Source organism: Bacteroides sp. 43_46, from assembly GCF_001915455.1.
In the GTDB taxonomy this organism is placed as follows: Bacteria; Bacteroidota; Bacteroidia; order Bacteroidales; family Bacteroidaceae; genus Bacteroides; species Bacteroides caccae.
This window is the reverse complement of record NZ_MNQN01000143.1, coordinates 47,832-72,056: the sequence shown is the minus strand read 5'-3', so window position 1 is coordinate 72,056 and position 24,225 is coordinate 47,832. Positions and strand designations below refer to the sequence as shown.

The following is a 24,225-nucleotide window of genomic DNA, read 5'->3' as shown; positions in this document are numbered from 1 at the left end:
GATATAGCAACAATACCTAGATGTTAGTAGTTAAACATATAGACTTCTTTTGTATCTTTGTCGTGAAAATACAGTCGTAAGGACGCTAATCTTACATAACTTAATAAACAACTTTATGAAAACAAATCTTAGTTCTCAAATCAGCCTCCACCGGGTCTCCCCCAGATACTACAGACCGGAGAATGCATTTGAAAAATCAGTCTTGACAAGACTCGAAAAAATCCCTACGGACATCTATGAATCTGTAGAAGAAGGGGCTAACTATATTGCTCGAGAAATAGCACAGACCATCCGCGAAAAACAAAAAGCAGGACGTTTCTGCGTATTAGCACTTCCCGGAGGTAATTCACCCAGCCATGTATATCAGGAACTGATCCGTATGCATAAAGAAGAAGGCCTTAGCTTCCGTAACGTGATTGTATTTAATATGTACGAATACTATCCGTTATCTTCTGATGCAATCAACAGTAACTTCAATGCATTGAAAGAGATGTTGTTGGATCATATTGATATTGACAAACAGAATATATTTACTCCTGACGGAACAATCGCCAAAGATACAATCTTCGAATATTGCCGGTTGTATGAACAACGCATTGAAAGTTTCGGAGGAATTGACATTGCTCTGTTAGGTATCGGTCGCGTAGGCAATATCGCATTCAACGAACCGGGTTCCCGACTGAATTCTACCACCCGCCTGATTTTGCTGGATAATGCTTCACGCAATGAAGCATCTAAAATCTTCGGAACGTTGGATAATACGCCGATCAGTTCTATCACAATGGGAGTATCAACTATTCTCGGTGCAAAGAAAGTCTATTTACTTGCGTGGGGTGAAAATAAAGCAGCTATGATTAAAGAATGTGTAGAAGGACCTATCTCCGATACCATTCCTGCATCTTACCTGCAAACTCACAACAATGCCCATGTAGCCCTTGACCTCTCGGCTGCTATGAACTTAACCCGTATCCAACGCCCTTGGCTGGTTACTTCTTGCGAATGGAATGATAAATTAATCCGCAGCGCTATCGTTTGGCTATGCCAGTTGACAGGTAAGCCTATTTTGAAATTAACAAATAAGGATTACAATGAAAACGGTCTGAGCGAACTTCTGGCATTGTATGGTTCGGCATACAATGTGAATATTAAGATATTCAACGATTTGCAACATACTATCACAGGTTGGCCGGGTGGCAAACCGAATGCTGACGATACTTACCGTCCAGAACGTGCCAAACCATATCCGAAACGTGTGATTATCTTCTCTCCGCATCCAGATGATGATGTAATCTCCATGGGTGGAACACTCCGTCGTCTGGTAGAACAGAAACATGAGGTGCACGTAGCTTACGAGACTTCCGGCAATATTGCCGTAGGTGATGAGGAAGTAGTTCGTTTCATGCATTTCATCAACGGATTCAACCAACTCTTCAACAACAGCGAAGACCAGGTTATCAATGAGAAGTATGCAGAAATACGTAACTTCCTGAAAGAAAAGAAAGACGGTGATATGGACAGCCGTGATATACTTACTATCAAAGGCTTGATTCGTCGTGGTGAAGCACGTACCGCTTGTACTTATAACAATATACCACTAGAACGTTGTCACTTCCTCGACTTACCATTCTACGAAACAGGTAAGATTCAGAAGAACCCAATTAGTGAAGCGGATGTGGAAATCGTACGTAACCTGCTTCGTGAAGTGAAACCTCATCAGATTTTTGTAGCCGGTGACCTCGCAGATCCTCACGGAACACACCGTGTATGTACGGACGCCGTATTTGCTGCCGTCGACCTCGAAAAAGAAGAAGGTGCAAAATGGTTGAAAGACTGCCGTATCTGGATGTATCGTGGTGCATGGGCTGAATGGGAAATTGAAAACATTGAAATGGCAGTGCCTATCAGTCCGGAAGAACTTCGTGCAAAACGTAACTCTATCCTGAAACATCAGTCACAAATGGAAAGTGCTCCGTTCCTGGGTAATGACGAACGTTTGTTCTGGCAGCGCAGTGAAGACCGTAATCGTGGCACAGCTACTTTGTACGACCAGTTAGGTCTGGCTTCTTACGAAGCTATGGAAGCATTCGTAGAATATATTCCGCTATAAATAGAAAAGCTCTTAATTAAGAGAATATAAAACAATGAAAGAAGAGTGGGAAGTTTCGATACTTCTCACTCTTTTTTGTTTATTTTTGCGGGGAAAACCTAAAAGCATTGAATGATGAAAAAAATAATAGTGTTCTTCATATATCTGACAATGGGGATTAATATTCTTTTTGCCCAAGACATCGAAAATAATATAAAAGAGCGGCTAACGGATTATTTCAATAAATATACCGCAACTGCCAAAATCAGCACCCCAAAACTGAATAGCTTCGACATTGATTATGACCGCAAAACAATTGCTGTTTATGCCTCTGAAAGCTTTGCCTACCAACCTTTTCGGTCGGAAACCGTAGAGACTATTTATAATCAAGTAAAAGATTTACTTCCCGGTCCGGTTCATTACTACCAGCTCACTATTTATGCAAACGGCAAGCCGATTGAAAATTTAGTGCCCAACCTTTATCGAAACAAGAAAAAAGATAAGGAACGGATGTCTTTGGACATTGATTATAAAGGAGTTCCCTGGGTGAAAAACATCTCACGCCCCAATGAAGTATCACGCGGGTTACAAGACCGCCATATCGCTGTCTGGCAAAGCCACGGTAATTATTTCAAAAACGATAAAAACGAATGGGGCTGGCAACGCCCCCGCTTGTTCTGCACAACAGAAGATCTGTTCACTCAATCTTTTGTTCTTCCTTATGTAATTCCGATGTTGGAAAATGCAGGCGCCGTTGTCTACACGCCTCGCGAACGGGATACGCAAAAGAATGAAATCATTGTGGATAATGACACGCCTAACGCTTCTCTCTATCTGGAGGTAGGCAGTAAAAAAGCTAAATGGGACAGAGCCTCGGTAAGAGGATTCGCCCAAAAGAAAACAATCTACCAAGATGGGGAAAATCCTTTCGCAGACGGTACTTGCCGAATGATCTCCACAGAAAGAAAGAAAAAGAAGAACAAGGACCAAGCTTTTGCCGAATGGGTACCTACCCTGCCGGCAACCGGAACATACGCTGTTTATGTTTCTTATCAGACATTACCCAACAGCGTAAGTGACGCCAAATATCTTGTCTTTCATAATGGAGGGGTTACGGAATTTAAAGTAAACCAAAAGATAGGCGGAGGAACTTGGGTATACCTCGGCACCTTTGAATTTGACAAAGGCAACAACGATTATGGCATGGTGGTATTGAGTAATGAAAGCAGCGAACATGGTGTAGTATGTGCCGATGCGGTGCGTTTCGGTGGAGGAATGGGCAATATTTCCCGCGGAGGAAAGATAAGCGGATTGCCGCGCTATCTGGAAGGGGCACGCTACTCTGCCCAGTGGGCGGGAATGCCTTACGATGTATATGCCGGGCGTAAAGGCGAGAATGATTATGCGGACGATATCAACACACGCTCCAATACAATCAATTATCTATCGGGAGGTTCTGTTTATAATCCTACGCAACCAGGGCTAGGAGTACCATTGGAAATGACAATGGCACTTCACAGTGATGCCGGATGCAGCAAAACGGACGAAATCATCGGTTCGCTCGGCATTTACACTACTGATTTCAATAACGGCAAACTGAATATGGGAACGGACCGGTATGCTTCACGTGATTTGGCGGATATTCTGCTCACACAAATTCAAAAAGATATTCGTTCAAGCTATAATCTCCCTTGGACACGGCGCAGTATGTGGAACCGTAATTATAGCGAGACACGGCTTCCGGCTACGCCTTCCACCATTATCGAGCTGCTTTCACATCAGAACTTTGCCGATATGCAGCTCGGCCATGACCCCAACTTCAAATTCACGGTAGGACGCGCCATTTACAAAGGAATTTTGCAGTTTATTACCAGCCAACATGATAAAGATTATGTGGTACAACCGCTTCCTGTTAGCAACTTTGCTATTCGTTTCGGCAAAAAAAAGAATACGCTGGAACTTTCGTGGAAAGGAGAAGATGACCCGCAGGAGCCTTCAGCACGTCCACGGGAATACATTGTATATACACGCATTGGCTACGGAGGTTTTGACAACGGAACTTTAGTCAGCAAGTCTTCATACACTGTTAAGATAGAGCCGGGACTGGTTTATTCATTCAAAGTAACGGCCGCAAACAGAGGTGGAGAGAGTTTCCCTTCTGAAATACTCTCAGCCTACAAAGCAAAACGTGAACGTGAAAAAGTTTTAATCATCAATGGATTTGATAGGATCAGCGGTCCGGCCGTCATCAATACTCCGGATAAAGCAGGATTCGACTTAGAGCAGGATCCGGGAGTTCCGTATCTGTCGAATTTCTCATTCTGCGGAGTACAAAGCGGATTCGACCGCACACAAGCGGGGAAAGAAGGGAAAGGAAGTTTGGGGCACAGCAGTAGTGAATTGGAAGGAATGAAAATAGCAGGAAATACATTTGATTATCCATTCATTCATGGGAAAGCGATTCAGGCAACCGGAAAATACAGTTTTGTATCATGCAGTGACGAAGCGGTAGAAAACGGAATCGTCACGTTGGAAGATTATCCGATTGTAGATTATATCTTAGGACTTGAGAAAGAGGATGCGTCAGCTAAGGCTTATTACAAAACATTTTCTTCAGCAATGCAACGCATTATCTCCAGTTATTGCCAATCCGGCGGAAATATACTTGTGAGTGGTGCATACGTAGGCAGTGACATGAATGGCACGCAAGGAAACAGGGAATTTACACAAAGAGTTCTGAAATATGGGTATCAAGGTAGTCTGACGGACAAAAATTCTAATCGGATCAACGGACTCGGACGCACAATCAGTATTCCCCGATTGCCCAATGAGAACAACTATGCGATCCCCGCTCCGGATTGCATTGTCCCGGTAGATTCCGCATTTCCGGTATTTACTTATGCGCCTGGCAATCAAAGTGCAGGTATTGCCTATAAAGGAAACTATCGTACCTTCGTACTGGGTTTCCCTTTTGAAAGTATCCTGTCGGAAGCAGACCGTGCAACCGTTATGGCAGGCATATTGGGATTCTTTACTCAAAAATAAGAGTTCATTGCAGGGAAACAAAAAATATCCCTTTTTATAGCCTGTTTTTCATTTTAAATTCTATCTTTGCAAGAAACAATAACTCTTAAAACTAAAGAACAATGTATACTATACAAGCAAATCCCAGCGGTACACGCAGCATAGAGGTATCTACTGAAAATCTAAGAACAATTGAAAAATATTCTCTGTTCCGTCACCTGATTGACAGTACAGGTATTGTAGACGAACCGGTGCTGGACAAACTGAAATTGAATGTCCGCTCTCTTATCGCCAGTCAGGAAGAAGACAGTAAAGATTTGCTGGATCTTTGTATTGATGTGATTTATCACAATAATATGAAAGCGTTCGGCCTGCAACAGCTTATCAAGCTCTATCTGACCTGGCTCTCCAGTCCGGAAGCAGAAGAAGAGGAGGAAGAATGATTACGGTGGATACCCGGGGAACAACGGCATACAGTCCGTTAATTCCCGCAATCAAAGCCATGTGTAACGCTGTTCCCGGCGAAACGCTAGAAATCATCATGAACCATGCCGACGCATTTCAGGATTTAAAAGAATATCTGTCAGAGCAAAGCATCGGCTTTCGTGAGATCTATGACGGCGAACAGTTGACTGTGCAATTTACAATCGCAAAGAAATAACTACAAAGCGATAAAGCATAAAGTTATAAGGTGATAAGAGGCGTGGCTGAACTTTATAGCCCTATCATCTTATAACTTTATAAGTTTATCCGTATCTTTGCGGCATGAAAGATTTTCGACTGACTGACTGGTTACCTACAACAAAAAAAGAAGTAGAACTTCGCGGCTGGAATGAATTGGACGTCATTCTTTTCAGCGGTGATGCATACGTAGACCACCCTTCCTTCGGAGCGGCTGTTATCGGACGTATCCTCGAAGCAGAAGGATTAAAAATTGCTATCGTTCCCCAACCAAACTGGCGCGATGACCTGCGTGACTTCAAGAAATTGGGACGCCCCCGTTTATTTTTCGGCATTTCCGCCGGAAGCATGGATTCAATGGTCAATAAATATACTGCCAACAAACGCTTGCGCAGCGAAGACGCTTATACACCGGACGGACGCCCGGATATGCGCCCGGAATATCCTTCTATCGTTTATAGCCAAATTCTGAAAAAGCTATATCCCGATGCCCCCGTAATATTAGGAGGTATCGAAGCAAGTATGAGACGCTTGAGCCATTACGATTATTGGCAGGACAAAGTACAAAAAAGCATTTTATGTGACAGTGGCGCAGACTTGCTGATCTATGGTATGGGCGAAAAACCTATTGTAGAATTAATCCGCAAAATGAAAAACTTGCTCCCCACAGAACAAGCCACGTTGACAACCAACGAATTTAAAACGATCGTCGGAACAATTCCTCAAACAGCCTATCTTTGCCGTGCAGCAGAATGGACGGCAGCCGAAGAAGACATTCAACTTTATTCTCACGAAGAATGCCTGGCAGACAAGAAGAAGCAGGCAAGCAACTTCCGGCATATTGAAGAAGAATCCAACAAATATGCAGCTTCACGCATCACACAGGCGGTAGGAAACAAAGTGGTAGTAGTCAATCCTCCATACCCTCCGATGAGTCAGGAAGAACTCGACCATTCGTTCGATTTGCCTTATACCCGGCTGCCTCATCCCAAATACAAAGGGAAGAGAATTCCTGCGTATGATATGATTAAATTCTCCGTCAATATTCACCGGGGCTGTTTCGGTGGCTGCGCATTCTGCACCATCTCGGCACACCAAGGGAAATTCATTGTCAGCCGTAGTAAGGCATCTATCTTGAAAGAAGTAAAAGAGGTGATGCAACTACCTGATTTCAAAGGATATTTAAGCGATCTCGGCGGTCCTTCTGCCAATATGTATCAGATGAAAGGAAAAGACGAGGCGATTTGCAAGAAGTGCAAACGCCCCTCATGCATACATCCTAAAGTTTGTCCGAACTTAAATTCAGACCACCGTCCCCTATTGGATATTTATCATGCGGTAGACGCTCTGCCCGGTATTAAGAAATCCTTTATCGGCAGTGGAGTACGCTATGACCTGTTACTACATCAAAGCAAAGATACGGCAACCAATCGCAGTACGGCCGAATATACCCGTGAATTGATAGCCAGTCACGTCAGTGGGCGGTTAAAGGTAGCTCCGGAACATACAAGCGACCGTGTATTGTCCATCATGCGCAAGCCTTCTTTTGAACAGTTTGAAACATTCAAGAAGATATTCGACCGCATCAACCGGGAAGAGAACCTGCGTCAGCAGCTCATTCCCTATTTTATATCTTCACATCCCGGATGCAAAGAAGAAGATATGGCGGAGCTTGCCGTTATCACCAAACGCTTGGACTTCCACTTGGAACAGGTACAGGACTTCACCCCTACTCCTATGACAGTAGCGACTGAGGCTTGGTATACCGGATTTCACCCGTACACACTGGAACCTATCTTCAGTGCTAAAACACAGCGGGAAAAACTTGCCCAACGACAATTCTTCTTCTGGTATAAGCCCGAAGAACGGAAAAACATTATCAATGAGTTGAGACGTATCGGACGTCAGGACCTGATAGATAAATTATATGGAAAGAAGAAATAATTCTTCTTTCCATATAAACAAAAACGATTAAAAGAGTTCCTCATTAACAATATATCATTCTTTCACCGGCAACGCCACAACTTCTTGCAACACACTCACCGCAGTTTCCACATTAGTCACATCTTTTATCAGCATACTTCGCTTGCCGTTCTGTTCACGCAGGTCACAACGGCGGGTATATTTCATCATATAATCTATCACTTTACCGAAAGCCTGACTTTGATAGAACGGACTATCCGGGTTGGAGACAAAGAACAACGTCATCCGACCACCTTTCAGGAAGATCTTCTCTGCTCCCAAGCGTGCTGCCAGACGACGGAGAGGAACAATACGAAGCAATTCTTCCGTTTCCGGCGGAACAGGTCCGAAACGGTCCTCCAGACGGGAACGGAATGCCTCTACGTCTTTATCCAGCATCAAACCGTCCAATTCACGATAAAGCAACATACGTTCGCTACTGCCCGTCACGTAATTAGCAGGCAATAACAGTTCAAGGTCACTTTCCACCTGACATTCATCCACAAAACCTTCACCGCTAATCTGCCCTTCACCTTTGATTTCATCCGCATACAAATCTGCAAATTCATCATTCTTCAATTCGTGAACAGCTTCGGAAAGAATCTTTTGATACGTTTCATATCCCAGGTCGGCGATAAATCCGCTTTGCTCGGCTCCAAGCAAGTTACCGGCACCGCGAATATCCAAATCCTGCATGGCGATATGGATACCACTGCCCAAATCACTAAAATTCTCAATTGCTTGTAACCGACGGCGTCCCTCTGCTGTCAGGCTACTCAACGGAGGAGCCAACAAATAACAGAACGCTTTCTTATTGCTGCGCCCTACACGGCCACGCATCTGATGAAGGTCACTCAAACCAAAATTCTGCGCCTGATTGATGATGATCGTATTGGCATTCGGAATATCAATGCCACTTTCAATAATAGTAGTTGCAAGGAGTACGTCATAGTCATAGTTGACAAAATCAAAAATGATTTTCTCCAGTTCGGCAGGTTCCATCTGCCCGTGTCCAATTGCCACACGACAGTCAGGGATATGACGTTCAATCATCGCTTTTAATTCGGGCAGGTTTGCTATCCGGTTGTTGACAAAAAACACCTGTCCGTTACGACTCATTTCAAAGTTGATAGCGTCCGTTATCACTTCTTCATTAAAGGTATGCACTTCGGTCTGAATCGGATAACGGTTAGGCGGCGGTGTAGAGATCACACTCAGGTCTCGCGCACCCATTAATGAGAATTGCAGCGTCCGGGGAATGGGCGTGGCAGTCATAGTCAATGTATCGACATTCACCTTCAACTGACGTAACTTCTCCTTGACGGAAACACCGAATTTCTGTTCCTCATCAACAATCAGTAATCCTAAATCCTTGAACCGGACATCTTTTCCCAAAATACGATGAGTACCGATAAGTATACCGACATCACCTTCCTTCAATTCTTTCAGCACCGCTTTTGCCTGTGCGGCCGTACGTGCACGGCTCAGATATTCCACCCGGCAAGGCAATCCCTTCAAACGTTCGCGGAAGGTCTGGAAATGCTGATAAGCAAGCACCGTGGTCGGCACCAGAACTGCAACCTGCTTATTGTCCGCCACCGCCTTAAAAGCTGCCCGGATAGCCACTTCCGTTTTTCCAAAGCCTACATCCCCACAGACGAGACGGTCCATTGGGCGGTCACTCTCCATATCGGTCTTCACATCGACAGTAGCTTTGCTCTGATCGGGTGTATCTTCATAAATAAAAGACGCTTCCAACTCACGCTGCAAGAAACTGTCGGGACTATAAGAAAAGCCTTTCTCCTGACGACGTTGCGAATACAACTTAATCAAATCGCGGGCAATATCCTTGATTTTGGTTTTTGTACGCTCTTTCAGTTTCTCCCATGCCCCCGTTCCCAACTTATTAAGGCGGGGAGCTTCGCCATCCTTACCCTTATATTTAGAGACCTTATGCAAAGAATGAATCGAGACAAACACCACATCCTCATTCTGAAAAACCAGTTTCAGAACTTCTTGCGTAGTATCTCCATTCGGAATACGCACCAATCCGGAAAAACGTCCGATACCGTGGTCCGTATGCACCACATAATCACCCGGAGTAAACTGATTCAGTTCTTTCAAGGACAGGGCCACTTTACCTGAACGAGCCTTATCGCTTTTCAGATTATATTTATGGAAACGGTCGAACAACTGGTGATCTGTAAAGATACAGAGACGCAATGTGTTATCAACAAAACCTTCATGCACAGTACGTTCTACAGGAGTAAATTTGATCTTATCCCCCCGGTCTTCGAAGATTGCCCGGATACGATCCGTCTGCTTCATGCTGTCACTACAAATATAAAGGGTATATCCTTTTTCCAAATACTCCTTGAAAGAGCCGGCTACCAAGTCGAAGTTTTTATGAAAGATAGGCTGTGCGGAAGTATCAAAAGTGACGCTGGCATTCGGAGTACCGGTCGGCTTGTTACCAAACTCCAGCCGGCGGAAATCAAGTGCACGCACGGTAAATTCACTGCCGTCTATCAGTTTGCCTTCCAACGTAATACCGCCATTTTCTTCGACTTCCTGTACGGCTATCGCCTGCGGCGTCAACGCCTCATCGTGCACGACCTGAATCCGTTCACGCAACCAAAGGAAGTCACGCATTGCCAAGGTAGTCTCTTTCGGTATGAAATCCAAAAACGAGGTAGTAACATCTCCCGTCACAGCCAAATCGGGCACGATAGACACTCCTTCTTTCTTCTCCCGAGATAGCTGGGATTCAACCTCAAAGGTACGGATACTCTCTACTTCGTCTCCAAAAAAGTCAATGCGGTAAGGATATTCCGAAGCAAAAGAAAAGACGTCGATGATGCTACCACGAACGGCATACTGCCCCGGCTCATATACATAATCCACATATTCGAAACCATAACTATGCAACACATCCGTGATAAAGGTCGTGTCTACCTTCTCGCCGACATTCAGTTTCAGAGTCTTATCGCTCAATTCTTTACGGGATACGACTTTCTCCGCCAATGCATCCGGATAGGTGACGATGCACAAGCCCTTCTCCCCTTTCTGCAAACGGCTCAATACTTCCGTGCGGAGAATCTCATTTGCCGCATCTTTTTGCCCGTACTTAATGGAACGGCGGAACGAAGAAGGAAAGAAAAGTACAGTTTCTGTCCCCAACACTTGCGTCAAGTCGTGATAAAAATACCCCGCTTCCTCCAGATCGCCCAGAATAAAGACAAAAGGACAACCTCCCTCCTGCACCAATATAGAAGAAAAAAGCGAAGCAGCAGACGCATATAATCCTCCACAAAAAATAGTTTGAACAGAAGTATCCTTCAACAAACGCTTCATCACTGCCATGTTAGGATGGGCAGCATATAGTTGTTGCAACTCAGTTATCGTCATACCTATAAAAATTTCCCCGCAAAAGTACAAAAATAACGCGAGCACCTTGTACATTACCGTTAGAAATTAAAGGCAGTACCGCTTGAATTTAATTCTATTTCCCCATTCGTTTACTTCTCAATATACTATCCTTTATTCGTTTGACAGCTGTTGAACACAAACTCAACTATTGTCAGACAAATAGAATCTTGCATAAAAGAACTTAGTCCTTAAGGGCAAAAACATCTAAATACTAGTACTAAAAAGCTAAACTTACCATATACTTCCACGTTAAATTATCCTTAGTCCGTTCGTAACTAAAGGAAAAGAACTACTTTTGTTTCTAAAATTTATAGTATTTATATGCAAATATCGGATAGCATTGTAATTATCCCTACCTATAATGAACGGGAGAACATAGAAAATATCATCCGTGCCGTTTTCGGACTTCCTAAGATATTCCATATTCTGGTAATAGAGGACGGTTCGCCGGACGGAACGGCAAACATCGTCAAGACTTTGCAACAAGAATTTCCCGAACGTCTTTTTATGATTGAACGCAAAGGAAAGTTAGGGCTGGGCACTGCCTATATCGCCGGATTCAAGTGGGCACTGGAACATTCGTACGAATATATTTTTGAAATGGATGCTGATTTCAGTCATAATCCGAATGACTTGCCCCGTCTGTATCAGGCGTGTGCGGAAGCAGGAGGAGATGTAGCTGTCGGCTCCCGCTACGTCAGCGGAGTGAATGTAGTCAATTGGCCTATGGGCAGAGTACTGATGTCTTATTTCGCATCCAAATACGTGCAGTTCATTACAGGTATTCCTATCCACGATACCACTGCCGGATTTGTTTGTTACCGCCGACAGGTACTCGAAACGATTGATCTAGAACACATTCGTTTTAAGGGATATGCCTTCCAGATCGAAATGAAATTCACCGCTTATAAATGTGGTTTCAAGATTATCGAAGTTCCCGTTATCTTCATCAATCGCGAGTTGGGTACTTCGAAAATGAACAGCAGTATCTTCGGAGAGGCCGTATTCGGAGTGATTAAATTAAAAGTAAATAGTTGGTTCCACAAATTCCCCCAAAAGAAATGAAACGTACACTGATTCAAAATGCCGTTATAGTCAACGAAGGAAGAAAAGTTCTGGGTTCGGTTGTTATCGAAGGCGAGAAGATTGCCGAAATACTGACCGGAGAAGAAAAAACAACTACACCTTGTGATGAAATCATAGACGCAACCGGATGTTATCTTTTGCCGGGCGCAATTGACGAACACGTGCATTTTCGTGACCCGGGACTGACTCATAAAGCGGATATAACTACCGAAAGCCGTGCTGCGGCCGCCGGAGGCGTTACCTCTATCATGGATATGCCGAATACGAATCCGCAGACGACAACGTTAGAGGCTCTGGATGAGAAACTTACTTTATTGGCCGGGAAGTCGGCCGTCAACTATTCCTGTTACTTCGGGGCAACCAACAATAACTACCCGCAGTTTGCCCAACTGGACAAACACCGTGTTTGTGGCATAAAACTATTTATGGGATCAAGCACAGGCAATATGCTGGTAGACCGCATGGCGAGCCTGCGCAATATATTCGGCGGAACCGATTTACTTATCGCCGCCCATTGTGAGGACCAGGGAATTATCAAAGAAAATACAGACAAATATAAAAAAGCATACGGGGACGATGTGCCTTTGACCCTTCATCCGGTTATCCGTTCGGAAGAAGCTTGTTACCGTTCCTCCGAACTGGCAGTACAACTGGCACGTGAGGCAAATGCCCGCTTGCACATCATGCATATTTCCACAGCCAGAGAACTGGATTTATTTTCCGACGCTCCTTTGATAACGAAGCGAATTACGGCGGAAGCTTGTGTTTCTCACTTACTTTTCACGGAAGATGATTATCAGACTTTAGGCGCACGCATCAAATGTAACCCTGCCATTAAAACAGCCGAAGACCGGAAGGCTTTGCAGGAAGCTGTCAACAGCGGTCTGATCGATGCCATTGCGACCGATCATGCTCCGCATCTGCTAAGCGAAAAAGAGGGAGGCGCTTTGAAAGCGATGTCCGGAATGCCAATGATCCAATTCTCTCTGGCCAGTATGCTGGAACTTGTAGATAAAGGTATCTTCTCTATCGAGAAAATAGTAGAAAAGATGTCTCATGCGCCTGCTCAAATGTATGAAATAAATAATCGCGGATTTATCCATAAAGGTTATCAGGCAGACCTTGTATTAGTACGTCCCAACTCCAAATGGACAGTAACAACGGATTGCATTGTAAGCAAATGCCAATGGAGTCCGCTGGAAGGTCATACCTTCAACTGGAAAGTGGAGAAAACATTTGTGAACGGTCACCTGTTATACGATAACGGAAAAATAGACGAAACTTATCGTGGACAAGAATTAAGATTCAGATAAATATAATTCGTCATCGGCAAACTTATGAGCACTGTTCTATCTTATAAAATACATACCGTTACCCCCTACATCAATTGGATTTACTTTTTCCATGCCTGGGGATTCCAACCTCGCTATGCAGCTATCACCAATATTCATGGTTGCGATGCCTGCCGTGCCATGTGGCTGGCCTCCTTTCCGGTAGAGGAACGTAACAAGGCTTCGGAAGCCATGCAACTGTTCAAGGAGGCAAACCGTATGCTGGATGTACTCGACCGGGACTATGAGGTCAGAACAATCTTCAAGTTGTGTAAGGCAAACTCCGACGGGGATAATCTGGTAATTGAAAAAGCAGAGAATCAGTTCATGGTCTTTCCCTTACTCCGTCAGCAAACACCTAAGAAGGACGGAAGTCCTTTCCTTTGCCTGAGTGACTTCATCCGTCCGCTTTCTTCCGGCATTCCGGATACGTTGGGAGCTTTCGCTTCTTCCATTGACGCAGACATGGAAGGACTATACGAACAGGATCCTTACAAACATTTGCTCGTACAAACCCTTTCTGACCGACTTGCGGAAGCAGCCACAGAAAAAATGCACGAGTATGTGAGAAAAGAAGCGTGGGGATACGCGAAAGACGAAAATTTAGGCATGGCGGACTTATTAGTCGAGAAATATCAAGGCATCCGTCCTGCCGTCGGTTATCCTTCTTTGCCGGATCAGTCCGTCAACTTCCTGCTGGACGAACTGCTGGACATGAAACAGATCGGCATTTCACTGACTGAAAACGGGGCAATGTATCCTCATGCATCGGTGTGCGGCCTGATGTTTGCACATCCTGTATCCGAATATTTTTCTGTCGGAAAGATCGGAGAAGACCAACTCGAAGACTATGCCCGCCGCCGGAGAAGAAGTATTGAAGAAATGCGCAAATTCCTGGCAGCCAATCTGCAATAGCTTGCATCTTCGTGTGATTTTTCTCCTTTTCTCACGACTAACTAACCAGAAAAGCAATCCTAAAATCCATGAGAGAACCAACAACAGAGGCAAACAACCCTATTGAGCAAGAGTTCTTGTCGGTTATACGCGAATATGAGCGGGTAATCTACAAAGTATGCTATCTGTATACTCATCCCAACGCTCCGCTCAACGACCTCTATCAGGATGTAGTACTGAACCTCTGGAAAGCTTATCCTAAATTCAGGAAAGAATGTAAAATATCGACATGGATTTACCGTATCGCCCTGAACACTTGTATCAGTTTTTATCGTAAAGAGAAGAATGTACCGGAAATTATCAGCCTCACCAAAGACATTGACCGGACAATAGAAGCACATGACCCTATCAATGAAATGCTGAAGCAACTATACCAGATGATTAACCAACTGGGACAACTCGACAAGTCAATCATCCTGCTATACCTCGAAGATAAAAGCTACGAGGAAATAGCGGAAATTACCGGCTTGACGGTGACTAACATAGCTACCAAACTAAGCCGTATCAAAGACAAACTTAAAAGAATGAAAAAGGAGGAATAAGATATATGGAACTGGAAGAACTGAAAAAATCATGGAACGCCCTCGATGAGCACTTAAAGGACAAAGAACTCATCAAAGAAGACGAACTTGAAAGGCTGATAGGACACGCCGACAAAGGTATCCATGCCATTGCCCGCCTGAACATCAGGCTAATCCTGATTTCCCTGCCGATATTAATCTTATTTTTGACGGAAGTGATACTGCACAACAGATTAAACCCGATCTACATCATTATCCTTCTGGCATGGATTCCCGCTCTTTGCTGGGATATCGCCACCACGCGATTTCTTCAACGGACTCAAATAGACGAAATGCCTCTTGTGGAAGTGATTGCCCGTGTCAACCGCATTCATCACTGGACAATCAGAGAACGGCTGATTGCCACCGCTTTCCTCCTGATACTTGCCATTCTTTCTTTCGTCTACTGGCAGATATGGCAATACGGAATAGGTATGATTCTGTTCTTCATCCTGTTGTGGGGAGGAGGTCTTATACTTATTCTATGGATTTATCGCAAGAAATTCCTGAACCGTATCCACGAAATCAAAAAGAATTTAAGTGAATTAAACGAATTAATGTAAATATCCATTATAACTAAAGACACATATGTTGCAACGCTTATTTATATTCCTCCTACTTTTTCTGGTACTTCCGGACCTCTATCTTTACTTGAGATTCATTGTTCGTCTCACCGCAAAATGGTGGTTACGCGTTCTTTACTGGGTACCCAGTTTCTTGCTAACCGCAGGGCTTCTTTACTTGGTTTACTTTGCCAACAATGCTTTTGCGGAACGCCATACACAGGACATCGGGTGGTTCTCTATCATCTTTTTCCTGTTTACAGCTCCCAAACTATTGCTGGTCTTATTTACCGTACTCGGAATCCCTTTTCATAAATGGCTTCGCTGGCCGCGCACACCGTTTATATGCACCGGACTGACACTGGCCGTACTTAGTATTGTTATGATTCTCTACGGCTCTTTTGTCGGACGAACCCGGTTTGAAGTAAAAGAAGTCACTTACACCTCTCCCCGACTCCCGCAGGCTTTCGACGGTTATCGTATTGTACAGTTATCCGACCTTCATATCGGCAGTTGGCAAGGAAACACTCCTGCTATTCGGAAGTTAGTGGATTTAGTGAATGCCCAGCAACCCGACCTGATTGTTTTCACCGGAGATCTGGTAAATCACCGGGCTGTCGAGCTGAATGATTTCCAGGAAATACTAGCCGGCCTGAAAGCCGGAGACGGAGTTTATTCCATACTTGGAAACCATGATTACGGACCTTATTTTCATTGGAAAAGCAAACAAGATCAGGACAATAATCTGATCGAACTTAAACAAAGGCAGGCAGCTATGGGCTGGAAGTTATTAAACAACGAACATACATTTCTGATTCAAGGCAATGACAGCATCGCCCTTATCGGAGTAGAAAACCAAGGAGAACCTCCCTTTTCGCAACATGGCGACCTTCCAAAAGCGAAAGCAGGAATTGAAGGAATGTTCAAGCTACTTTTAAGCCATAACCCGACACATTGGAGACGGGAAGTACTTCCGGAATCGGATATAGATTTAATGTTGGCAGGACATACCCACGCCATGCAGTTGCAACTGGGCAATTATTCCCCTTCCGTTTATATTTATCCGGAATGGGGAGGGATGTATTTGGAAGGTACTCGCGGGCTTTACGTCAATGTAGGAATCGGCTACGTGGGATTACCTTTCCGTTTCGGCGCCTGGCCGGAAATCACTGTGCTTACCCTACGACGGTAAGCACGCTCTTTCCATTGACTTTCTTATGCACCTGCACCTGGACGGAGATCCGTTCACTCATTTCCTGTACATGAGAAATTACTCCTATTTTCCTTCCTTGCATCTGTAATTGTTCCAACGCTTCCATAGCTGTCCGCAAGCTATCGGCATCCAAAGAGCCGAATCCCTCGTCAATAAAAAGAGATTCTACTTTCAGGTTGTTGCTCGACAGCGAGGACAGTCCCAGTGCCAATGCCAAAGATATCAGAAACGACTCTCCTCCGGAAAGAGAATATACAGTCCGTATTTCATCACACATATCACAATCAATCACCTGAAGCGCCAAAGTGCCGGGTACTTGCTGCAATTTATAGCGTTTGGATAGATAAGACAAATGCTTGTTGGCATGAAGTAACAATAAATTCAATGTATAGCTTTGTGCTATAACTTTGAACTTTGCTCCGTCGGCACTACCGATCAACTTGTTCAGTTTAGCCCAACGTTCGGCAATCAATTGCTTTTCGGCCAGCTCTTTAGCTATCAGTTCGGCTGTTACTTTATTTTTTGCCTGTTGCAACAGGCGGACTTCGATAGCAGAAAGGCTACGTTCCGTATTTAGATTGTCTTCCTGCTGTTGCTTTATTATTTCGGGAAGTTGTTCGGGAGATTCAATCTTTTTCTGTTGCTCCTGCAATTCCCCGACAGTTGCGGCAATCTGTTTCATTTCCCCTTGTAAGCCTAAAAGACGGTTGTGCAAAGTTTCTACTCCCAACCGAGCCCCGTCTAAAGCATGAGTCAGCTCTTTTTCCCTTTTGGCTACAGCGGCTTCCGCTTCATCCGCACTCTTTCCTTTTAATAATTGCGACCGTTCCTGACGAAGTGTATCCAATGCTTTCTCTACTACTTCAAAGCGTTGCTGTTCGGCAGAAGCAGCGTTTTGTAATAGTGCCAACTGTTCTTTAGCGGACGAAACTTGCTGCATAGTCAAACGACATTGGGAAACATTTTCACGCAAAGCCTCACAATGGACACGTATCTTCTTTATCGTCTCATCATTTTGTTGCCACTCCGTATAGAGACTACTATACTCCTGAATACGTTTTGCCAATTCCTGCAAACGGTTCTGTATCTGTTCTTCGTTTCCTGCATGAATTTCTTCTTTCTGCCATATGGATAACTGTTCTTTGATCTGTCCGGCAACAGTTTTTTGATGCGCCAGATCACGTTGCAGGGCTATATGCTGATTATTTGTTTGCTGACAGGCAATCACCACCGCATTATACTCCTGCTCTATATTTCGGAAAAGAATATCCACTACTTCCTGTTCCTGGTGATAAGGATGTGACGTACTGCCGCAAACCGGACAAGCTTCTCCTTCCTGTAACTGTTGACGCAATGCTTTCACGTCTTTTCCCACTGCCATACGGGCATTTTCATAAAGACGCTGAATCGTTTTTCGTGTCGCTTCCTGTTCTGTTAACTGCATCGAACAATCAACCGTTTCTTTCTCCAGTCTTACTATTTCTGTTTTCACTTTCTCCTGCGACTCAGTCAACTGCCGGACATTCTGTTGACGAACCAGTTCTTTTTGTAGTTTCTTCTGTTCTTCGTCTAATGATACATAATCAAAAGCATTTAGCCGGACCAGTCGTTCCTCATTGGCTTTTATGGCGGCTTTCAGTTTATCTTCTTCCTGCTGTAGAATATCCTCTACTTGTTCAAGCGGCAACGACTCCGTTTCCGTATCCGTCAACAAACGGTTTAATGAACGATAAGCCCCCTGCAACTGTTTCGTTGCCATCCGCATCTTCTTTTCCTGCTCCGCCACCTGCCCGCAAGCTGTTTCCAATATCTGCCGCAACTGATTATAGCCTTCCTGTTGAGACTGTATCTGCACATCCAACTGACGGGCTTTCTTCAAATCCGGTTGTATAGCTTCCCATTGTGCTTTGAAACGTACCAACCCTTCTTCCTGTGAAGCCAGTGTTTCCTGCAGGAGTCTCAACTTTGCCTCTTCGCCTTGTTCTTCCTGTTGCTTCTTTTTCCAAAGTTCCTCCTGCATCTTTAACGAACGGACAATGTTCAACCGGGCATTCTGTTCCGCCAGTAATTGAATCCCCACTGCACGTTTCGCAATCAGCAATTCTTTTTCTTTCTGTAAAGCAAGAAGTTCTTCCTCCGGCAAGAGGTCGATTACACTCATTCTATTTCGAATCGTAGTCACTTCTTCCTGTACCAACTTGTTTCGTAAAAAAACTTCCTGAGAAATACGGGAATAAACACCGGTTCCCGTCAATTTTTCAAGCAGTTCGGCTTTTGCGGCTCCCTTCGATTTCAAGAATGTAGAAAAATCATTTTGAGCCAATAAGACAGTCCGGGTAAACTGCTCATACGTCAAACCCACCAATTCTGTCAGTTGAGCCAGCAGTTCCTTTTTGGTTCCTTGAAACTCTTTCCCTGTATCCAGCTCTTTCACTTCCATCGTTTGTGGTTGCAAGGAACCGCTCACCTTATTTCTTGTCCGTCTCACCGACCAGCGAGAACGGTATCTATGACCATCGACTCCTAAGAAATCAACCTCTGCATATCCGTCGGTCGTACCACGACGAAGCAGATTCCTTACATCCGACTGATTAATCTGATTATCTCCTACATCCGCCAAATTTATACTTTCTACCGAATTTGCAAAACGAGGTGCTTTATCATACAATGCCAGACACAATGCATCTAATAAAGTAGATTTGCCAGCTCCCGTAGCACCTGAAATCGCAAATATTCCTGCCGAGTTCAACGGCTCCATTGCAAAATCAACTTCTACCGCTCCTTCTATCGAAGTAAGATTTTTCAATCGTATCGCTAATATCTTCATTCTTCTTCCTCCTCTTTACGTGTAGCAGCCAGGTAGGCTTCCTGAAACAAGTCCGTCAACTCCTCAGGCATTTCCACCTGATAAATCTTTTCAAATGCAGATTGAGCGATCTGCAACGGAGACATTTCCTGTAATCCTCTTTTCCAATTCTCATTTTCCTTCTCTGCATTTCCCGTTTCATTACGATAAGTAGAGACAATACGCGCCAACCGATAATTTTTATCAGCCAATGCTTCCTCAACTTCCTGCCGGAGCATTGGCTCCGGTTCGTCCAACAACACTTTTACCTCCAGATAAGGTGCTGCTCCTTCCGTTACCGGCAACTCTTTCAAGATTTCCAACACAATTTCCGGAGACGCAGGTTCTCCATTCGGCACGCTCATCAAAGGTATTAACCTCGGGCATTCCACCCGCATTATATCTACCGCACACCCTCCATCGAAAGTCACTTCCACGACCCCGTGATGATAATGCTTCTCTGCAAAAGACATCGGAATGGGACTTCCGGCATATCTCACATTCTCCCTGCCGGATATGCGTTGCGCCTTATGAATATGACCAAGAGCCGTATAAGCAATTTGTTCGGAAAATGCATCAGGTGACACACATTCCAAACCACCAATCACTGTACGTTCGCTATAATCTTTCTCCGCAATCTCCGAACCGATAGCCTGTAAATGGCCGATAGCAAGTATAGATTGATTCTCTTTCCGTCGCTTCCATAGCCTTTGCAAAAGCTGCGTATAAAGCTCCCGGACTCCCTCCGCATACGGATTACCTTCTGTCGGGACTGTCGGATAATCTCCCTGCCGCAAAAAAGGAACTGCCATACAAAGCAATTCCACCTCCCCGTCACGGTTCTTTAACTCAACCGTCAAATGATCGTAATCAATTTCCCCATCGTCCGACTTGCGTACTACCCCCCGAACCTCCGTCCGCATCGCTTGCAGCAAGGGTAAAGGAGCTTCCAACCGCGCCGCAGAGTCATGATTGCCGGCAACAATCACAATCTGAAGAGTGGGATTCTCCGCCGTCACTCGATAAATAAAATGATAATACAGGCTTTGAGACGCAGCAGAAGGATTGGAAACATCAAAAACGTCTCCGGCTATAATCAGTGCATCAATCTCCCTTTCACGAATTTCTCCGGCCAGCCAGTTCAAAAAGACTTCATGTTCACCGGCACGGTCATACCCGAAGAAAGTTTGCCCCAAATGCCAGTCGGCAGTATGTAATATACGTATCATATTTTTGTAACTATCTCATATAATAAGATACAAAAATAGTACAATCAAAAAGATTATATCGTATCCACCTCTCTTTTTTACCAAATAATCATGTATATTTGCAGGATAAAAATCCAACCCTATGAAGATACTGTATTATATTTATCAAATTTGTATTGCTTTGCCTATTTTATTGGTATTGACTATCCTCACGGCAATCGTCACTATCGTAGGTTCTCTCGTGGGAGGAGCTCACTTTTGGGGATATTATCCAGGAAAAATATGGTCACAATTAATTTGTCTTTTTCTATTAATTCCTGTAAAGATTCGTGGACGTGAAAAGTTACACGGCAAGACATCCTATATTTTCGTACCTAATCATCAGGGTTCATTCGATATATTCCTTATTTACGGTTTCATCGGAAGAAACTTCAAGTGGATGATGAAAAAAAGTCTGCGTAAACTACCGTTTGTAGGAAAAGCCTGTGAAAGCGCGGGACATATCTTCGTAGACCATTCGGGACCGAAAAAAGTGTTGGAGACCATTCAACAGGCTAAAGCCTCGTTGAAAGACGGTGTTTCTCTGGTTGTTTTCCCCGAAGGAGCACGTACTTTCACAGGACACATGGGATATTTCAAGAAGGGAGCTTTTCAGTTAGCGGATGACTTACAACTAGCTGTTGTACCTGTCACCATCGACGGTTCGTTTGAAATCCTGCCACGTACCGGAAAATGGATACACCGCCATCGCATGATCCTGACAATTCACGATCCTATTCCTCCCAAAGGAAAAGGAATGGAGAATATCAAAGCTACTATGGCCGAAGCCTATACTGCCGTAGAGAGTGCACTTCCGGAGAAATATAAAGGAATGGTGAAAAACGAAGACCAAGACCGATAATATATGTATTATATGTGGGCAGACTCTAGCATTACTCTACCATGATACAAGGCTGTATCGCGGGCTACGTATTCATCCACTTTTCTATTTCAGAAAAAGTCGTATTAAAATCACCCGGATCTCCCTGACAAGAAACCGATAACACAGAAATAAAAAAGAAAGCGGCGAATACACTAACAGTCGTTTTCATTTTATCTGGAGCTTTTGCACAAATATACAAAAAAATCTCCTGACTTATTTATTCGTTGATGTATTTTGCTCCAACCGTTGATGTTCTTCTATCAACTTCATATTTTCTTTTGCTTTAGACAAAAACTCTCTCACAAGTTTATTACTCTTAAAAGAATAAGGAGCATCTTTGATGATATCATCAATCTGAGGTGTCATAATAGGATATGGCAAAGAACTACAAAGCATCATAAATACGCTAGGTCCCAACACATTCTCATAATTATCTGAAATGAACGTCTTCACATACTGGTTCATTGCCGTCATCAGCGAATCACCTTCCACCATCAGCTGTGCATGAATTTCTTCCAAATCATTCCCTTCCATTACCATACGAGTTTCCTTTTGTTCCAGCTCCCCAATACTTTCTTCCAATGCATTTCTTTTGTCAATGAAGTCATACAGTGCTGCATTCAAGGAAGTTCCTGCTGCTTTTAAATCCGTATTGCTAATGGTAACTTTAATCTTACCGCTTTCCAATACAATCGGCATGATACTCTCATCATCCATATAAAGCGTCACCATTTGTACGGAGTCTACTTTTCCTTTCATAGAGAACAGTCCATGCACTACCTCAGCAGAGTCCAGCTTCACCCATTCCCCGTCACGCATGGTCTTTAGATACAGCATTTTTCCATCCAGACTGTTTACTGAAGATGTTCCTTCTATCCTATACTTACTAGTACACGAAGCCAGAAACGGAAGCAGAAGTAAAAAAGGCAAAATTTTATTCACGTTCGTCCATTCATTAAATTCCGGGTACAAAGGTACAACTGATTCGGACTTCAAAGAAACATTTTATCAATATTTAAAACTTGTAAGAGTCTTTTCTTTAATAATCCTTATAAACATAGGTATAAGGCGCTTTTTTTCATTTAGTTTATCTAATTTTGCAGCTATGAAAACATCAACTTATGCTCCTTTTGCCAAACCGCTTTACGTTATGGTAAAGCCAGTAGGTGCCGTATGTAACCTTGCATGCGATTATTGCTACTATCTGGAAAAAGCGAATCTATACAAAGACAACCCGAAACACGTAATGAGCGATGAACTTTTGGAAAAATTCATCGACGAGTACATCAACTCTCAGACCATGCCACAGGTACTTTTCACCTGGCACGGAGGAGAAACACTTATGCGCCCGCTCTCCTTCTACAAAAAGGCTATGGAACTGCAAAAGAAATACGCCCGCGGACGAACGATCGATAACTGCATCCAAACCAACGGAACCATGCTGACCGATGAATGGTGCGAGTTCTTCCGAGAAAATAACTGGCTGGTAGGCGTTTCGATTGATGGACCTCAAGAATTTCACGATGAATATCGTAAAAATAAAATGGGGAAGCCCTCCTTCGTCAAAGTGATGCAAGGGATTAATCTTCTGAAAAAACATGGTGTAGAATGGAATGCAATGGCGGTTATTAATGACTTCAATGCTGACTATCCACTGGATTTTTATCATTTCTTCAAGGAGATAGACTGCAAATATATCCAATTTGCACCTATCGTTGAACGTATCCTTGAACATCAGGACGGCCGCCACCTCGCTTCTCTTGCAGAAAACCAAAAAGGTGAACTGGCAGATTTCTCTATCACCCCCGAACAATGGGGTAAATTTCTCTGTACCCTTTTCGACGAATGGGTGAAAGAAGATGTAGGCAAATACTACATACAGATATTCGACTCCACCTTAGCAAACTGGGTAGGTGAACAACCTGGCATTTGTACAATGGCGAAGACCTGCGGACACGCTGGTGTTATGGAATTCAACGGGGATGTTTATTCTTGCGACCACTTTGTATTCCCTGAATATAAACTGGGAAACATATACAGCCAGACACTTGTAGAAATGATGCATAGCGAACGTCAACACAAGTTCGGAAACATGAAATATCAATCTCTACCCACCCAATGTAAAGAATGTGATTTCCTTTTTGCCTGCAACGGAGAATGTCCCAAGAACCGTTTCAGCCAGACAGCCGACGGCGAACCCGGGTTGAATTACTTATGTAAAGGATACTATCAGTTCTTCCAACATGTAGCTCCCTACATGGACTACATGAAAAACGAACTGATGAACCAACGTCCGCCCGCCAATATTATGGAAGCATTGAAAAACGGAGAATTGGAAATTGAAGACTAACAATCATATAT

Annotated in this window: 18 protein-coding genes; 13 read left to right on the top strand and 5 right to left on the bottom strand. The window is 43.9% G+C overall.

What is annotated here, in order from left to right:
• Positions 1 to 115 precede the first annotated feature (115 nt).
• The 5 genes from BHV72_RS18980 (at position 116) to BHV72_RS18960 (ending at position 7,735) form a co-directional block, all read left to right on the top strand.
• Positions 116 to 2,107, top strand: a complete 1,992-nt coding sequence (locus BHV72_RS18980; RefSeq protein WP_005677806.1) for a glucosamine-6-phosphate deaminase — start codon at positions 116 to 118, stop codon at positions 2,105 to 2,107.
• A 114-nt stretch (positions 2,108 to 2,221) separates the two neighbouring features.
• Entirely contained in the window at positions 2,222 to 5,131 is a 2,910-nt protein-coding gene (locus tag BHV72_RS18975) for a golvesin C-terminal-like domain-containing protein (RefSeq protein WP_122264154.1), read from the top strand.
• Between the two features lie 101 nt (positions 5,132 to 5,232).
• Positions 5,233 to 5,553 (top strand): DUF8442 family protein, encoded by a 321-nt coding sequence (locus BHV72_RS18970; RefSeq protein WP_005677804.1) that lies wholly within the window; start codon positions 5,233 to 5,235, stop codon positions 5,551 to 5,553.
• Positions 5,550 to 5,771, top strand: coding sequence for a sulfurtransferase TusA family protein (locus tag BHV72_RS18965; RefSeq protein WP_005677803.1), 222 nt, complete (start codon positions 5,550 to 5,552; stop codon positions 5,769 to 5,771). The genes BHV72_RS18970 and BHV72_RS18965 overlap by 4 nt, the downstream gene beginning before the upstream one ends.
• 104 nt (positions 5,772 to 5,875) lie before the next feature.
• Positions 5,876 to 7,735 (top strand): YgiQ family radical SAM protein, encoded by a 1,860-nt coding sequence (locus tag BHV72_RS18960; RefSeq protein ID WP_022043349.1) that lies wholly within the window; start codon positions 5,876 to 5,878, stop codon positions 7,733 to 7,735.
• Between the two features lie 54 nt (positions 7,736 to 7,789).
• Here the strand turns inward: BHV72_RS18960 and mfd are convergent, their stop codons facing one another.
• Positions 7,790 to 11,161, bottom strand: a complete 3,372-nt coding sequence (mfd, locus tag BHV72_RS18955; protein ID WP_122264111.1) for a transcription-repair coupling factor — start codon at positions 11,159 to 11,161, stop codon at positions 7,790 to 7,792.
• A 342-nt stretch (positions 11,162 to 11,503) separates the two neighbouring features.
• Here mfd and BHV72_RS18950 point away from each other — a divergent pair, with 342 nt between their 5' ends.
• The 6 genes from BHV72_RS18950 (at position 11,504) to BHV72_RS18925 (ending at position 16,868) form a co-directional block, all read left to right on the top strand.
• Entirely contained in the window at positions 11,504 to 12,247 is a 744-nt protein-coding gene (locus BHV72_RS18950) for a polyprenol monophosphomannose synthase (RefSeq protein WP_022043347.1), read from the top strand.
• Entirely contained in the window at positions 12,244 to 13,581 is a 1,338-nt protein-coding gene (locus BHV72_RS18945; RefSeq protein WP_122264110.1) for a dihydroorotase, read from the top strand. The genes BHV72_RS18950 and BHV72_RS18945 overlap by 4 nt, the downstream gene beginning before the upstream one ends.
• A 24-nt stretch (positions 13,582 to 13,605) precedes the next feature.
• The gene (locus BHV72_RS18940; protein WP_022043345.1) at positions 13,606 to 14,514 is read left to right on the top strand and encodes a vitamin B12 dependent-methionine synthase activation domain-containing protein; all 909 of its coding nucleotides are present in this window, start codon (positions 13,606 to 13,608) and stop codon (positions 14,512 to 14,514) included.
• 68 nt (positions 14,515 to 14,582) lie between these two features.
• The gene (locus tag BHV72_RS18935; RefSeq protein WP_005677796.1) at positions 14,583 to 15,095 is read left to right on the top strand and encodes an RNA polymerase sigma factor; all 513 of its coding nucleotides are present in this window, start codon (positions 14,583 to 14,585) and stop codon (positions 15,093 to 15,095) included.
• 5 nt (positions 15,096 to 15,100) lie between these two features.
• Positions 15,101 to 15,676 carry a hypothetical protein gene (locus tag BHV72_RS18930; protein ID WP_005677795.1) on the top strand — a complete coding sequence of 192 codons (576 nt, stop codon included), beginning with the start codon at positions 15,101 to 15,103 and terminating at the stop codon, positions 15,674 to 15,676.
• 25 nt (positions 15,677 to 15,701) lie between these two features.
• Positions 15,702 to 16,868, top strand: coding sequence for a metallophosphoesterase (locus BHV72_RS18925; protein ID WP_005680554.1), 1,167 nt, complete (start codon positions 15,702 to 15,704; stop codon positions 16,866 to 16,868).
• Here the strand turns inward: BHV72_RS18925 and BHV72_RS18920 are convergent.
• Together BHV72_RS18920 and BHV72_RS18915 are read right to left on the bottom strand one after the other, a co-directional pair.
• Positions 16,852 to 19,716 carry an AAA family ATPase gene (locus BHV72_RS18920; RefSeq protein WP_122264108.1) on the bottom strand — a complete coding sequence of 955 codons (2,865 nt, stop codon included), beginning with the start codon at positions 19,714 to 19,716 and terminating at the stop codon, positions 16,852 to 16,854. The two genes, BHV72_RS18925 and BHV72_RS18920, sit on opposite strands and share 17 nt — an antisense overlap.
• A complete protein-coding gene (locus tag BHV72_RS18915; protein WP_122264107.1) occupies positions 19,713 to 20,963 on the bottom strand; it encodes an exonuclease SbcCD subunit D in 1,251 nt (416 codons plus the stop codon). The genes BHV72_RS18920 and BHV72_RS18915 overlap by 4 nt, the downstream gene beginning before the upstream one ends.
• 121 nt (positions 20,964 to 21,084) lie before the next feature.
• Between BHV72_RS18915 and BHV72_RS18910 the strand changes: the two genes are divergently transcribed.
• A complete protein-coding gene (locus tag BHV72_RS18910; RefSeq protein ID WP_122264106.1) occupies positions 21,085 to 21,843 on the top strand; it encodes a lysophospholipid acyltransferase family protein in 759 nt (252 codons plus the stop codon).
• A 64-nt stretch (positions 21,844 to 21,907) separates the two neighbouring features.
• Here the strand turns inward: BHV72_RS18910 and BHV72_RS18905 are convergent, their stop codons facing one another.
• Both BHV72_RS18905 and BHV72_RS18900 read right to left on the bottom strand, forming a co-directional pair.
• A complete protein-coding gene (locus BHV72_RS18905) occupies positions 21,908 to 22,033 on the bottom strand; it encodes a hypothetical protein (RefSeq protein ID WP_255386154.1) in 126 nt (41 codons plus the stop codon).
• Between the two features lie 44 nt (positions 22,034 to 22,077).
• Entirely contained in the window at positions 22,078 to 22,806 is a 729-nt protein-coding gene (locus tag BHV72_RS18900; protein WP_032838034.1) for a DUF4369 domain-containing protein, read from the bottom strand.
• A 163-nt stretch (positions 22,807 to 22,969) separates the two neighbouring features.
• Here BHV72_RS18900 and BHV72_RS18895 point away from each other — a divergent pair, with 163 nt between their 5' ends.
• Positions 22,970 to 24,214 carry an anaerobic sulfatase-maturation protein gene (locus tag BHV72_RS18895; protein WP_005680548.1) on the top strand — a complete coding sequence of 415 codons (1,245 nt, stop codon included), beginning with the start codon at positions 22,970 to 22,972 and terminating at the stop codon, positions 24,212 to 24,214.
• Positions 24,215 to 24,225: the final 11 nt, after the last annotated feature.

Bases quoted from the DNA above. Each gene is read 5' to 3' on its own strand.
- BHV72_RS18935 (WP_005677796.1), top strand. From the start codon at position 14,583: ATGAGAGAACCAACAACAGAGGCAAACAACCCTATTGAGCAAGAGTTC.
- BHV72_RS18940 (WP_022043345.1), top strand. From the start codon at position 13,606: ATGAGCACTGTTCTATCTTATAAAATACATACCGTTACCCCCTACATC.
- BHV72_RS18905 (WP_255386154.1), bottom strand. From the start codon at position 22,033: ATGAAAACGACTGTTAGTGTATTCGCCGCTTTCTTTTTTATTTCTGTG.
- BHV72_RS18915 (WP_122264107.1), bottom strand. From the start codon at position 20,963: ATGATACGTATATTACATACTGCCGACTGGCATTTGGGGCAAACTTTC.
- BHV72_RS18965 (WP_005677803.1), top strand. From the start codon at position 5,550: ATGATTACGGTGGATACCCGGGGAACAACGGCATACAGTCCGTTAATT.
- BHV72_RS18895 (WP_005680548.1), top strand. From the start codon at position 22,970: ATGAAAACATCAACTTATGCTCCTTTTGCCAAACCGCTTTACGTTATG.
- BHV72_RS18930 (WP_005677795.1), top strand. From the start codon at position 15,101: ATGGAACTGGAAGAACTGAAAAAATCATGGAACGCCCTCGATGAGCAC.
- BHV72_RS18975 (WP_122264154.1), top strand. From the start codon at position 2,222: ATGAAAAAAATAATAGTGTTCTTCATATATCTGACAATGGGGATTAAT.
- BHV72_RS18925 (WP_005680554.1), top strand. From the start codon at position 15,702: ATGTTGCAACGCTTATTTATATTCCTCCTACTTTTTCTGGTACTTCCG.
- mfd (WP_122264111.1), bottom strand. From the start codon at position 11,161: ATGACGATAACTGAGTTGCAACAACTATATGCTGCCCATCCTAACATG.
- BHV72_RS18980 (WP_005677806.1), top strand. From the start codon at position 116: ATGAAAACAAATCTTAGTTCTCAAATCAGCCTCCACCGGGTCTCCCCC.
- BHV72_RS18945 (WP_122264110.1), top strand. From the start codon at position 12,244: ATGAAACGTACACTGATTCAAAATGCCGTTATAGTCAACGAAGGAAGA.
- BHV72_RS18960 (WP_022043349.1), top strand. From the start codon at position 5,876: ATGAAAGATTTTCGACTGACTGACTGGTTACCTACAACAAAAAAAGAA.
- BHV72_RS18950 (WP_022043347.1), top strand. From the start codon at position 11,504: ATGCAAATATCGGATAGCATTGTAATTATCCCTACCTATAATGAACGG.
- BHV72_RS18970 (WP_005677804.1), top strand. From the start codon at position 5,233: ATGTATACTATACAAGCAAATCCCAGCGGTACACGCAGCATAGAGGTA.
- BHV72_RS18910 (WP_122264106.1), top strand. From the start codon at position 21,085: ATGAAGATACTGTATTATATTTATCAAATTTGTATTGCTTTGCCTATT.
- BHV72_RS18920 (WP_122264108.1), bottom strand. From the start codon at position 19,716: ATGAAGATATTAGCGATACGATTGAAAAATCTTACTTCGATAGAAGGA.